Genomic DNA, 12,003 nt, shown 5'->3' with positions numbered 1-12,003 from the left:
CACCGGTCGAGCGGAATCCTCGCATGTGCTAGATTGAGCGCATGGAAGTCCGTGAGACCGTCGCCGTCTGGACCGATCGCGAGCCGACGCTCGATGAAGAACTGTGCGCGCTCGGCGAGGAGGATGTCGTCGAAATGGCCTACCTCCCGCCTGAGTGGACCGGCGTCCTTGCCCACATCTTCATCTCGACGGCGCTGGGCCAGCACGGGCCGCGGGTGAAGCTGTACCTCAAGAAGGGTCGGCATCAGCCGAGCGCGTCGATCTCCATCGGCCCCAACCCCCGCGTCCTGGCGAGCAGTCTGGACGAGCGAGACCTGGCCCGCATCGCGCCCGCCGCGCTCCAGTGGGTGGCCCTGAACCACGAGGCGCTGACGACCTTCTGGTTCGAAGGCGACGATCTGAACATCGCTGATGTGGCCGACTTCAGCCGCGGGCTGAAGAAGGTCTGACGCCCTACCTCAGCGCCAGCGTCACCTGCTTGATTTCGACGTATTCATCGATGCCGTGGGTCGAGCCCTCGCGGCCGTAGCCCGACGCCTTGATCCCGCCGAAGGGTGCCACCGCTGTCGACATCAGCCCGGTGTTGACGCCGATCATGCCGGCCTCGATCCGCCGCCCGATGCGCATGGCGCGGTCCAGGTCGCGGGTGAAGACGTAGGAGGCCAGGCCGAACTCGGAGTCATTGGCCTTTTCCAGGCATTCCTCTTCCGTCTCGAACGGGAAGACCGGGATCAGGGGGCCGAACGTCTCCTCCTCGCGGAACAGGGCGTCGTCGCCGCCGAGCGTCACCGTCGGCTGGAAGAACCGTCCGCCCAGCGCATGCCGCGCCCCGCCGGTCAGCACTTTCGCGCCTGAGGCCGTGACCCGCTTGAGGTGATCCTCGACCTTGGCGACCGCCTTGTCCTCGATCAGCGGCCCGACCTTGACGCCCTCCTGGAACGCCGGACCCACCGGAATCTTCGCCACGGCCTCGGCCAGCTTCGCTGCATAGGCCTCCGCGACCGACGCCTGGACATAGACGCGGTTCGGGCAGACGCAGGTCTGGCCGGAGTTGCGGAACTTGCCCTTGATGGTCTCGGCGACGGCGAGGTCGAGGTCGGCGTCCTCGAACACCATCAGGGGCGCCGACCCCCCCAGCTCCATCGAAACCCGCTTGAGCGTCGGCGCGCACTGCTCCGCCAGCTTGCGGCCGACCGGCGTCGAGCCCGTGAAGCTGAGCTTGCGGATCAGCGGCGACGAGGTCAGCACGCCCCCGATGGTCGCCGCATCGCCCGTGACGACACTCAGCGCGCCCTTCGGCAGGCCGGCCTGATAGGCCAGCTCCACCAGAGCGATGGCGGTGAACGGCGTCTGGCTCGCCGGCTTGACCACGGCGGTGCAGCCGGCGGCGAAGGCCGGACCGAGCTTCCTCGTCAGCATGGCCGCTGGAAAATTCCACGGCGTGATCAGGGCGCACGGCCCCACCGCCTCGCGGAACGTCACGATCACATGGCCCAGCGGGCTGTCCTGGGTGTCGCCCATCAGGCGCTCGGCCTCGCCCGCGAACCATTTCAGGAAGCTGTTGGCGTATACCGCCTCGCCGCGCGCCTCCTCGAACGGCTTGCCGTTCTCCAGCGCCATGAGGGCGCCCAGCCCATCCAGGTTCTCGTCGATCAGCCGCGCCCAGTCCCGCAGGAAGGCGGCGCGCTTGTGCGGATCGGTCCGCGACCAGTCGGGGAAGGCCTCATGCGCCGCCTGCACCGCACGCTCGGTCTCGGCCACGCCCAGGTCGGGCACATGGCCGATGATCTCGCCGGTGGCCGGATCATCGACCGCGATGCGCTTGTCGCCGGTGACGGCGTCACCCGCGATCAGGGCGTGCTCGCGCAGCAGCTTGAGGCCGGCGTCTCGGGCGGCGGTGGTCATGGGCGGGCTCCGAATGCTTTGTCCCTCCCCCCTCGGGGGCATGGGGCCGATCGTATACGATCGGAACCCATATGGTCGAAGCGAAGCGTAGACCGGGTGGGGAGGGCAAGGCGAGCCAAACTCCCCAGCTCGCCGTATCGCCTTGCCGCCCCCACCCGGCCGCTTCGCGGCCTGCCCTCCCCGGACGGGGAGGGAGAGATGCTAACGCCTCAGGCGGGGTTTGGCCTCACTGGCAGGCCAGGCACTCGTCATAGTCGGTGCGGGCGGCCGAGAAGAGGTCCGGCTGGTTGGGATCCGGCTCTTCGCTCTCGGCCTTGTCCTCGGCCCCCGCGAAGGCCGCGCGCTGCACCGACTTGGAGCGCAGGTAGTAGAGCGACTTCACGCCGGTCTCCCATGCCTTCCAGTGCAGCATGTGCAGGTCCCACTTGTTCACGTCGCCGGGGATGAACAGGTTGATCGACTGGGCCTGGCAGATGTCGGCCGAGCGTTCGGCCGACAGTTCGATGACCCAACGCTGGTCCAACTCGAACGCGGTCTTGAACACGCTCTTCTCGTCGTCGGTCAGGAAGTCGAGATGCTGGACCGAGCCCTCGTGTTCCAGGATCGAGGACCAGACCGCATCGGTATTCTTGTCGTAGCCCTCGAGCAGTTGCTCCAGATACGGGTTCTTGACCGCGAAGGAGCCCGACAGCGTCTTGTGGGTGTAGATGTTGGCCGGGATCGGTTCGATGCCGGCGCTCGTCCCGCCACAGATGATCGAGATCGAGGCGGTCGGCGCGATGGCCAGCTTGTGGCTGAACCGCTCCATGACGCCGCGCTCGGCCGCGTCTTCGCACGGGCCCTTCTCCTCGGCCAGCAGGCGGCTGGCCTTGTCGGCCTCGCGCCGCAGGTGCTTGAACAGCCGCATGTTCCACGACTTGGCCATGGCGCTCTCGAAGGCCACCCCCTGCGACTGCAGGAAGGAGTGGAAGCCCATCAGACCCAGGCCCACCGACCGCTCGCGCTTGGCCGAATAGACGGCGGCGGCCATCTCGGGCGGGGCGCGGGTGATGAAGTCCTCCAGCACATTATCCAGGAACCGCATCACGTCCTCGATGAAGCGCGGCTCCTCGCGCCACTCCAGGAACTTCTCGGCGTTGACCGACGACAGGCAGCAGACCGCCGTCCGGTCGATGCCCAGGTGATCCGGGCCGGTGTGCAGCATGATCTCGGAGCAGAGGTTGGACTGCTTGACCTTCAGGCCCAGGTCCTTCTGGTGCTGCGGCATCTGCCGGTTCACCGTGTCGGAGAAGATCAGATAGGGCTCGCCCGTCTGCAGCCGGATCTCCAAGATCTTCTGCCACAGGCTGCGCGCATCGACCTTGCGGATCGTCTCGCCGGTCTTGGGCGAGCGCAGGGCGAAATCCGAGCCCGCCTTCACGGCCTCCATGAACTCGTCGGTGATGTTCAGGCCGTGGTGCAGGTTCAGGGATTTCCGGTTGAAGTCGCCCGAGGGCTTCCGGATCTCCAGAAACTCCTCGATCTCCGGGTGGTGGATGTCCAGATAGACCGCCGCCGACCCGCGCCGCAGCGAGCCCTGCGAAATCGCCAGCGTCAGCGAGTCCATCACGCGGATGAAGGGGATGATGCCCGAGGTCTGGCCCGCGCCCTTGACCTTCTCGCCAATGGAGCGCACCCCGCCCCAGTAGGTGCCGATGCCGCCGCCGTTTGACGCCAGGGACACGTTCTCGTTCCAGACGCGCTGGATGCCGTCCAGGCTGTCCTGCACCGCGTTCAGAAAGCAGGAGATCGGCAGGCCGCGGTTGGCCCCGCCGTTCGACAGCACCGGCGTCGACGGCATGAACCACAGCTTGGACATATAGTCATAGACGCGCTGGGCGTGGTCGGCGTCGTCCGAGAAAGCCGTAGAGACCCGGGCGAACATGTCCTGATAGCTCTCGCCCGGCAGCAGGTAGCGATCCTCAAGCGTCTTCTTGCCGAAGTCGGTCAGAAGGTCGTCGCGCGAGCGGTCCAGTTCGAGCGAGCGCACCACCGTCAGATGGGGCCTCTCGGTCGTCGGCGCGGTCGCAACCGACTGGATTTCCACCGTCTTCAACGCTTCACCGCCAGCCATGGTCGTCTGTATCCCGAACAAAATCTCGATTGAGCTGCCTGCGCCCTGACCACATCATCTAGTGGCCGAAGCGCTCCCCAAGCCCACATATGGGGCGCAGATGGTGAACGACCCGTCAACGCCTTGACGCAGCATTTCGTGCGCGAATCACATCGGGACGGGGGATGAGCCTGTTGAAAAGGCGCGACGGCGATGCGACGGCGGGCGGCTCCGCGCGATCAACAAGCCGTGATCGGAACGACGCTGTCGAGGATCCCGTCCGTCATCCGGCTTCATCAACCGGCGCTCGCCCGCGCGTGAGATTTCATTAGGCTCAAGAGACGCGCGGCATTAACTTTAGATTTCTGTGACCCTCGGAGGTCGTCATGATCAGCCTGATCCTCGCCGCCCTGCTCGCCGCGCCCGCCCCCCAGGCGGTTCAGGCGACACTCCAGTCCTGCGCCATGGAAGGCGGCCGCTGGGTCTGCCGCTACGCCGTGCCTGACATCGAGATCGTGCCCCTGCCCGGCGATAACATCGTCGCCGATGCGCCCGCCGCCGTCCTGACCGGGGGAGAGGCGCCCTCCGCCGCCGAGATCGAACCCGCTCCGCCCGTGACGACCGTCCCCGCCGCGCCCGAACGCCGCACGATCACGCTGGACGCAGGCATCCTGACCGAGGGCGAGGCGCGCCTGGTCGCCCGCTGCGCTGACGCGCCGTGGTACGCCATCTGCCTGCCCGACGACCGCCGCGCGGCCCGCACGCTGAAGGAAAAGCAGGACGCCTTCGAGGTCGTCCGTCGCACCGTCACGTCACGGCTGGCCGAGGATGACTGCGACGGCGCCGTCAAGGCGGCGCTGGACGGCGGCTACCTCGACTTCGCCGGCCAGGTCCGGGCTTTCTGCCAGGGCGGCGCGGCGGCCGCCGCTTCCGGCGAAGACTAGCGAACCCCGTCCATCTCCGCCGCGATCCGCGCCGCTGCCATCAACGGATTCTCGTCCGCGATCACCGGCCGCGCCACCACCAGATGCGTCGCCCCGGCCCTCAAGGCCTCAGCCGGCGTGGCCACCCTCTGCTGGTCGCCCAGGTCACCGCCGGTCGGCCGCACCCCCGGGGTGACGATCAGAAAGTCCGGCCGACCGGCCTCCGTTGCGATCTCGCGCACCCGAGCCGCCTCCAGGGGGCTCGACACCACCCCGTCGACGCCGCAGTCCAGCGCCTGACGCACCCGCGCCTCCACCAGCTCCGCCGCGCCCGCCGAATAGCCGATCTCCCTCAGGTCGGCGTCCGACAGACTGGTCATGACCGTGACGGCCAGGATCTTCGTCGCGTGCCCGCCCCGCCCCTTCACCGCCGACCGCATCACCTGCGGCTCGGCGTGGACCGTCAGCAGATCGCACCCACCCTCGGCCACCGATCGCGCCGCGCCCTCCACCTGGGCGCCGATGTCATGCAGCTTCCAGTCCTGGAAGACCTTCTTGCCCCGCGCGCGCAGCCGATGGGCGAAGTCCACCCCGCCGGGCCGCGCCAGAAGCGTCAGCCCGACCTTGTAGAACTCCACCACATCCCCGACGCGGTCCACCAGGGCCTGCGCCGCCTCCACCGACGGCAGATCGAGGCCCACGATCAGGCGAGGGTCGGATGCGAGGGGCGAGGTCATCGACGATCTCCGGCCGAGCGGCTAGACGAGGGGATGTCACGTCAGGATTCGGCTATCGGGGACCGGCCATGAACGCGCTCGATCTGGGGGTCAACCTGTTCGTGGCCCTGTTCGCCCTGCTCGACCCCATCGGCAACATCCCCATCTTCGCCGCCGCCACGGCCGGCGCCAGCGCGCGTCAGCGGTTCTCGGTGTCGGTGCTGCTGTGCCTGTTCATCGCCGCCTTCCTGACCTTCTTCTTCTTCACCGGCCTTTGGCTGCTGCAGTTCTTCGGCATCTCGCTGGCCGCGTTCCGCATCGCGGGCGGCATCCTGCTCTTGCTGCTTGGGCTCGACATGACGCGCGGCGACTTCCTGACCATGTTCGCCGACAAGGACGCCGCCGCCGACGCCCAGGATGTGCGCGGCTATGCCCAGCGCCGCTTCAAGCGCCTGATCGTGCCCTTCGCCATGCCGCTGCTGATCGGCCCCGGCGCCATCTCGACCATCATCATCCAGGCCGGAGAGGCCCAGGCCATCGGCTACGCCGGCACCATCGCGGGCCTGATCGCCATCGGCGCGGCGTCGCTGGCGACGCTGGTCACCTTCGCCGCCACCGGCCCGATCAGCCGCGTGCTCGGCGACGTCGGCATGGCCATCATCGTCCGCGTGCTGGGCCTGATCCTGTGCGCCCTCGCCATCCAGTTCATGCTGGCGGGCCTCAGCGAGGCGCTGCCCGGCATGTTCGCCTCGGGCGTCACCGCGCCGTATCCAGACGGGGGGCACTGAGGCCGTTTCACCTCTCCATCGCCGAAGGGCGATGGGGAGGACAGGTCGCGTCAGCGACCAGGAGGGGGCGAGGCGATCTCACCGGTGGCCCTCCGATCCCTGATGACGCCGAGAATGAAGTCGATCACCGCATCCAGCCGATCGCGGACGTCCTCCGCCCTCAGCCGGACGACCTTGATGCCCCGCTCACCCAACCACGCCGTCCGCCGCCGATCATGATCGATCTGCGCCTCGCTGTTGTGCATCCCGCCATCGACCTCGATCGCCAGCTGCGTCTCCGCGTGGAAAAAATCGAGAATGAACGGACCGACGGGATGCTGTCGCCGGAACTTCAGGCGGTTCAACCGCCCCGCCCGCAAGCGTTCCCACAGCCGCGCCTCAGGCGGGGTCATCTGGCGTCGAAACGCTTTGGCTCTGACGTAGCTTTGGCTATCGGCCATCCGGTCACGATGCAGCGCCAAGTTCCGGCGGTCGAGTCGCCCCCTCCTGGCGACTTCGCCGCCTGTCCTCCCCACGCGCCTTCGCGCGTGGAGAGGTGAAGCTAAATCCGCCCCAACCGCCTCGCATGGCCCGCCACCATCCGCAGCGCCACGCCGTCGGGCAGCAGCTTGCCCAGCGCCGCCAGCACATTGTTCGCAAGGCCCGGCGTCACCCTCGGCCGATCCGCCTCGCAGGCGTCGTAGGCGACGCGGGCCACATGCTCCGCCGTCTGCCACATCCAGGCGGGATAGGCCGACGACACCTGCTCGCGGCTGCCGTTCACGTCGTGGAACTCGGTCAGGGTATAGCCGGGGCACAGCGCGGTGACGTGGACCCCGGTGTCGCGTGTCTCCAGCCACAGGCCCTGCGACGCCTTGATCACGAAGCTCTTGATGGGACCATACAGGGTGTCCCCACCCGTCGCCGGCATCTGGCCTGCCAGCGAGGCGACGTTGATCACCCGTCCGAAGCCCCGCTCCACCATGTCGGGCAGAAACAGTCGCGACAGGGCGACCGGCGCGGTCAGCATGACCCGGATCATGGCCTCATGGGCCTCGGGCTCGGTCTGGAGAAACCCCGTCGTGCGGGAGAATCCCGCGTTGTTGATCAGTCCATCAACGATCAGGCCGCGCGCCTGAACCGCATCGAAAAGCGCCAGAGGCGCCTCCGCCTCGGCCAGATCGGCCGCGATCACCACCACGTCCGCCCCGTGCCCCGCTCGCAACTCTCCCGCCAAGGCCTCCAGCGCCGCCTCGCGTCTCGCCGTCAGGATCAGGTCCCAGCCGCGCGCCGCATAGACCCGCGCCAGCGCCGCGCCGATGCCGGCAGACGCTCCAGTAATCAGGATGAGCGGACGCCGCCCGGCCGGTCGGCTCACGCCGCGACGGTCTCCGCCGCGCGGATGGCCTCGCTGCACGAACCGTGGATCTGCACCCCGGCCAGCGCCGGCGCATTCTCGGCCAGCAGGTCGGCGATGGTGATCTTGGCGAGCGCATCCGACGCCGCCTGATCGGCCAGGGTCAATACCTTGCCCACCTGCCGGGGGATATGCTCCCCCACCGGACAGCCCTTGGCCCCTGCCGGCGGCGAGCCCAGGTGGGCGCAGCCGTTCACGGCCCGCAGGACTTCGTCCAATCGGATGTCTTCGGGTTGTCGCAGCAGCCACGACCCACCAGAGGCCCCGGGCCGCGTGGCGATCAGCCCGGCCTTGGCGAGCAGCGCCGTCACCCGGCGGATCACCACCGGATTGGTCGGCACCGAGGCGGCCAGAACGGCGCTGGGCGCCGCGCGGGCGGCCTCGAACGCCCCCTTGTGGGCCAGATAGGCCAGGGCGTGGGCGGCGACGGGAAAGCGTTGGCTGTCGGACATGTGTTTCGGTTCCAGCCCCCAAATAGGAGCTTCGCACATGTTTCACAAATGCGATCCCCGCCGGGCTCATGGCAATCGTCTGGCGCGCGATTGAAACCCCCTTACAATGAGCCTAAAGGCGCTCCGCTTTGATGGGCGCGCGTGCGGCGCGACCCGGAGGATACTCATGGCAGGGGATGCATCCCCCCCGGTCCCTGGCCCCGACGACGGCGCTCCCCCCGCCCCGTCACAGACCGCCAAGGACCCGACCGCCCCGGCCTCCGCCGGCGGTCACGACAATGGCCACGCCAAGACCGGCAAGGCGGCCCTGATCATCGGGGCCATCGGCGTGGTCTTCGGCGACATCGGCACCAGCCCGCTCTATGCCATGCGCGAGGCCCTGCATCATTCGCGCAGCGGCGGCGCGGCCGAGCTCGCCGTGCTGGGCGTCGTCTCGCTCGTCTTCTGGGCCCTGATCCTGGTCGTCACGATCAAATACGTCGTCTTCCTGATGCGGGTCGACAACAAGGGCGAGGGCGGCACCCTGGCCTTGATGGCGCTCGCCCAGCGCGCGGTCGGCAGGCGCAGCGCCGCCATCTTTCTGCTCGGCGTCTGCGGCGCAGCCCTGTTCTATGGGGACGGAGTCATCACGCCCGCCATCTCCGTGCTTTCGGCCATCGAGGGCCTGAAGGACGCGCCGGGCATCGGGACCTCGCTTACGCCCTATGTGCTGCCGATCGCGGCGGGCATCCTCATAGCCCTGTTCATGGTCCAGTCGCGCGGGACGGGCTCGATGGCCCGCTGGTTCGGGCCGCTGACGCTCGGCTGGTTCCTGATCCTGGCGGCGCTGGGCGTCTATCACATCTTCGACGACATCTCGATCCTCAGGGCGCTCTCGCCGCATTACGGCGTGGCCTTCCTGATCAGCAACGGCTTCCTGGGTTTCGTCATCCTCGGCAGCGTCTTCCTCGCCGTCACCGGGGCGGAAGCCCTCTATGCCGACATGGGCCATTTCGGGAAAAGCCCCATCCGGCTCGGCTGGCTCTGGATCGTCCTGCCCTGCCTGACGCTGAACTACCTTGGGCAGGGCGCCTTCGTCCTCTCCAACCGGGCGGCGGCCGAAAACCCCTTCTGGCTCATGGTGCCCGACTTCGCCTACTGGCCGGTGCTGATCATGGCCACCACCGCCACCGTCATCGCGAGCCAGGCGGTCATCACCGGAGCCTTCTCGGTGACGCAGCAGGCGGTCCAGCTGGGCCTCCTGCCCCGCATGTCCATTCTGAACACGTCCGAGAGCCAGGCGGGCCAGATCTACGTTCCGGCGGTGAACTCTTTCCTGATGGTGGGCGTGCTGGTCCTGCTCGTGACCTTCCAGACTTCGTCGGCGCTTGCGGCCGCCTACGGCATCGCGGTGACGGGGGCCATGTTCGTCGACAGCCTGCTCGCCTGGTTCATCGTGCGGAACCTGTGGAAATGGTCCGTGCCGCTGTCGCTCGCCGCCATCTCGCCGCTGGTGGCCATCGACCTCGTGTTCATGACCTCGAACATGCTGAAGATCCCGCAGGGGGCCTGGATGCCGCTTGTGCTGGGCGCGGGTCTGGTCACCATCATGTGGACCTGGACGCGCGGGTCGCAGATCCTGACCGCCAAGGCCAAGAAGGACAGCCTGCCGCTCGCCGACCTGATCGAGATGCTGCGCGCCCGGCCGCCGCACCGCGCCCCCGGCACCGCCGTCTTCCTGACCTCCGACCCCGACGTCGCCCCGGTCGCCCTGATGCACAATCTCAAGCACAACAAGGTGCTGCACGAGAAGAACGTCATCCTGACGGTCAAGACGCTGGACCGCCCGCGCGTGCCCGAGGCTGACCGCTTCGTGATGGAATCCATCAACGAGGACTTCAAGAAGATCACGCTCAGCTACGGCTTCATGGAAAGCCCCGTGGTGCCCCGCGCGCTGAGCCAGTGCCGCAAGCAGGGTCTGAAGTTCGACATCATGTCGACCAGCTTCTTCCTGGGCCGCCGCTCGGTGGTGCCCGCCGCCAACCAGGGCATGCCGCTCTGGCAGGACAAGCTCTACATCTTCCTGATGCGCAACGCCGCCAACCCGACCGACTTCTTCCACATCCCGCCGGGACGCGTGGTCGAGCTCGGCACCCAGGTGTCGGTTTGAAGAACGGTTCTAGGTTCGAGGGGTCAGGGTCTAGGGGTGCTGACTCCGGCGCGCGGGGTCGCCGAATCGCGGAGAAGTCGCGTTCATCGTCAGGGACACGCTCGGCTTCCCTGGAACCTAGAACCTCGAACCTAGACCCTTCTCAAGATATCGGCGTCGAGGCCCGCATCGCCGCCGGCGTCCTGCTGAACGCGGCGCTCGAACGTCGCAACGGCCTGGACGAAGCCATGTCCTTCGCCGAGGTCGCGTCTTTGCCTGCCCCAGACCGCGCCTTCGCCCGCGCCGTCGCCATGGCGGCGTTGCGTCGGCTCGGCGAGATCGACCAGATCCTGGATCGCCGCCTGCAGAAGTCGCCGCCCGAGGCCGTCCGCACCCTGCTGCGGGTATCGCTGGCCCAGACGCTGGTGCTGGGCACCCCGGCCTTCGCGGCGGTCTCCACGGCGGTCAAGCTGGCCGAGCGTGGGGTCAAGACCCGCCCCTACAAGGCCCTGGTCAACGCCGTCCTGCGCGGAATCGAGCGCGAGGGGCCCGGCCTGACCACCGCCCGCTCCAACCTGCCTGACTGGCTCTGTGCCCGCTGGGCCCAGACCTATGGCGAACCGACGCTGGAAGCCATCGCGCTCGCGGTCCGCGAGGAGCCCCCGACCGACCTCAGCCTCAAGCCCGGCGTCGACGCCTCGGCCCTGGCCGACGTTCTGGAGGGCCGCGTCCTGCCCGGCGGGACGGTCCGCACCGGCTCGCGCGGCGACGTCGCCGCCTGGCCGGGCTATGGGGCCGGCGACTGGTGGGTCCAGGACGCCGCCGCCGCCGTCCCCGTCCGCCTTCTGGCCCCGCAGGCCGGAGAGACGGTGCTCGACCTCTGCGCCGCGCCCGGCGGCAAGACGCTGCAGATCGCCGCCTCCGGCGCGACCGTCACCGCGCTCGACCGCTCCGAGCCCCGTCTGAAGCGCCTGCGCCAGAACCTGGAGCGCACGGGTCTGTCCGCCGAGGTCGTCGTCGCCAACGGCGAGGACTGGGCCGACGATCGCACCTTCGACGCCGTCTTGCTGGACGCCCCCTGCACCGCCACCGGCACGCTTCGCCGCAACCCCGAGGTGCTGCGCGCCACCCGCCCCGCCGACGTGGCCAAGCTCGCCGATGTCCAGCACCGCCTACTCGACGCCGCGGCTCGGCGGGTGAAGCCCGGCGGCCGTCTGGTCTACTGCGTCTGCTCGCTGGAGCGCGAGGAGGGCGAGACCCAGATCATCGCCTTCCTGCGCCGCAACCCGGCGTTCCGCACCGTCCCCGCCGATCTGGCCGCCGTCGGCGCACCGCCCGAGGCCCTGACGCCCGAAGGCTGGCTGCGCATCCTCCCCTCCCACTGGCCCGAGCACGGCGGGCTGGACGGTTTCTTCGCCGCGCGGCTGGAGCGCGTCTGATCTCTCCGAAGATCGACGCGCTCTCTTTGCTTTCGTCATTCCGGGCGACGGGAGCGGAGCGACCATAGACCCGGAACAGGGCGGCGCCGGAGCGAAGCGGAGGCGAAATACGTCCGCCGACTGTGCGCGTGACAGCTTCGCGCTCTCGCGCGCCGCCCTGTTCC

At 68.6% G+C, this 12,003-nt stretch carries 11 protein-coding genes; 5 read left to right on the top strand and 6 right to left on the bottom strand.

All coding sequences use genetic code 11. The features are described 5' to 3' along the window. Positions 1-41: 41 nt before the first annotated feature. Positions 42-449: a hypothetical protein gene (locus IP78_RS01855; RefSeq protein ID WP_054110018.1), complete on the top strand. Its 408-nt coding sequence runs from the start codon at positions 42-44 to the stop codon at positions 447-449. Between the two features lie 4 nt (positions 450-453). On the opposite strand, the gene IP78_RS01850 is transcribed toward IP78_RS01855, so the two are convergent. Beyond that, on the bottom strand, positions 454-1,905 hold the full coding sequence (locus tag IP78_RS01850) for an NAD-dependent succinate-semialdehyde dehydrogenase (protein ID WP_054110017.1): 1,452 nt from the start codon (positions 1,903-1,905) through the stop codon (positions 454-456). A gap of 226 nt (positions 1,906-2,131) precedes the next feature. After that, entirely contained in the window at positions 2,132-4,018 is a 1,887-nt protein-coding gene (locus tag IP78_RS01845; protein ID WP_054110016.1) for a ribonucleoside-diphosphate reductase subunit alpha, read from the bottom strand. A gap of 365 nt (positions 4,019-4,383) precedes the next feature. Here IP78_RS01845 and IP78_RS01840 point away from each other — a divergent pair, with 365 nt between their 5' ends. Further along, positions 4,384-4,941, top strand: a complete 558-nt coding sequence (locus IP78_RS01840; RefSeq protein ID WP_054110015.1) for a hypothetical protein — start codon at positions 4,384-4,386, stop codon at positions 4,939-4,941. Here IP78_RS01840 and pyrF read toward each other — a convergent pair. Beyond that, positions 4,938-5,657, bottom strand: a complete 720-nt coding sequence (gene pyrF / locus IP78_RS01835; RefSeq protein ID WP_054110014.1) for an orotidine-5'-phosphate decarboxylase — start codon at positions 5,655-5,657, stop codon at positions 4,938-4,940. The genes IP78_RS01840 and pyrF overlap by 4 nt on opposite strands. 68 nt (positions 5,658-5,725) lie before the next feature. On the opposite strand from pyrF, the gene IP78_RS01830 reads away from it, so the two are divergent. After that, the gene (locus IP78_RS01830; protein ID WP_054110013.1) at positions 5,726-6,424 is read left to right on the top strand and encodes a MarC family protein; all 699 of its coding nucleotides are present in this window, start codon (positions 5,726-5,728) and stop codon (positions 6,422-6,424) included. A gap of 50 nt (positions 6,425-6,474) precedes the next feature. Here the strand turns inward: IP78_RS01830 and IP78_RS01825 are convergent, their stop codons facing one another. From IP78_RS01825 to IP78_RS01815, 3 genes are all read right to left on the bottom strand, one after another. Continuing rightward, positions 6,475-6,864: an endonuclease domain-containing protein gene (locus IP78_RS01825; RefSeq protein WP_082384796.1), complete on the bottom strand. Its 390-nt coding sequence runs from the start codon at positions 6,862-6,864 to the stop codon at positions 6,475-6,477. A 101-nt stretch (positions 6,865-6,965) separates the two neighbouring features. Further along, the gene (locus IP78_RS01820; RefSeq protein WP_054110011.1) at positions 6,966-7,781 is read right to left on the bottom strand and encodes an SDR family oxidoreductase; all 816 of its coding nucleotides are present in this window, start codon (positions 7,779-7,781) and stop codon (positions 6,966-6,968) included. Beyond that, complete coding sequence (locus tag IP78_RS01815; RefSeq protein WP_054110010.1) at positions 7,778-8,272, bottom strand: Rrf2 family transcriptional regulator; 495 nt, start codon at positions 8,270-8,272, stop codon at positions 7,778-7,780. The genes IP78_RS01820 and IP78_RS01815 overlap by 4 nt, the downstream gene beginning before the upstream one ends. Before the next feature lie 166 nt (positions 8,273-8,438). Between IP78_RS01815 and IP78_RS01810 the strand changes: the two genes are divergently transcribed. Next, positions 8,439-10,421 (top strand): potassium transporter Kup, encoded by a 1,983-nt coding sequence (locus IP78_RS01810; RefSeq protein ID WP_054110009.1) that lies wholly within the window; start codon positions 8,439-8,441, stop codon positions 10,419-10,421. Between the two features lie 110 nt (positions 10,422-10,531). After that, a complete protein-coding gene (locus IP78_RS01805) occupies positions 10,532-11,839 on the top strand; it encodes an RsmB/NOP family class I SAM-dependent RNA methyltransferase (protein ID WP_054110042.1) in 1,308 nt (435 codons plus the stop codon). Positions 11,840-12,003 lie beyond the last annotated feature (164 nt).

The organism is Brevundimonas sp. AAP58 (assembly GCF_001295975.1).
In the GTDB taxonomy this organism is placed as follows: domain Bacteria; phylum Pseudomonadota; class Alphaproteobacteria; order Caulobacterales; family Caulobacteraceae; genus Brevundimonas.
Note: the sequence above shows the minus strand (reverse complement) of the source record. Positions and strands in the feature narration are given on the sequence as shown.

Bases quoted from the DNA above. Each gene is read 5' to 3' on its own strand.
- IP78_RS01855 (WP_054110018.1), top strand. From the start codon at position 42: ATGGAAGTCCGTGAGACCGTCGCCGTCTGGACCGATCGCGAGCCGACG.
- IP78_RS01850 (WP_054110017.1), bottom strand. From the start codon at position 1,905: ATGACCACCGCCGCCCGAGACGCCGGCCTCAAGCTGCTGCGCGAGCAC.
- IP78_RS01845 (WP_054110016.1), bottom strand. From the start codon at position 4,018: ATGGCTGGCGGTGAAGCGTTGAAGACGGTGGAAATCCAGTCGGTTGCG.
- IP78_RS01840 (WP_054110015.1), top strand. From the start codon at position 4,384: ATGATCAGCCTGATCCTCGCCGCCCTGCTCGCCGCGCCCGCCCCCCAG.
- pyrF (WP_054110014.1), bottom strand. From the start codon at position 5,657: ATGACCTCGCCCCTCGCATCCGACCCTCGCCTGATCGTGGGCCTCGAT.
- IP78_RS01830 (WP_054110013.1), top strand. From the start codon at position 5,726: ATGAACGCGCTCGATCTGGGGGTCAACCTGTTCGTGGCCCTGTTCGCC.
- IP78_RS01825 (WP_082384796.1), bottom strand. From the start codon at position 6,864: ATGGCCGATAGCCAAAGCTACGTCAGAGCCAAAGCGTTTCGACGCCAG.
- IP78_RS01815 (WP_054110010.1), bottom strand. From the start codon at position 8,272: ATGTCCGACAGCCAACGCTTTCCCGTCGCCGCCCACGCCCTGGCCTAT.
- IP78_RS01810 (WP_054110009.1), top strand. From the start codon at position 8,439: ATGGCAGGGGATGCATCCCCCCCGGTCCCTGGCCCCGACGACGGCGCT.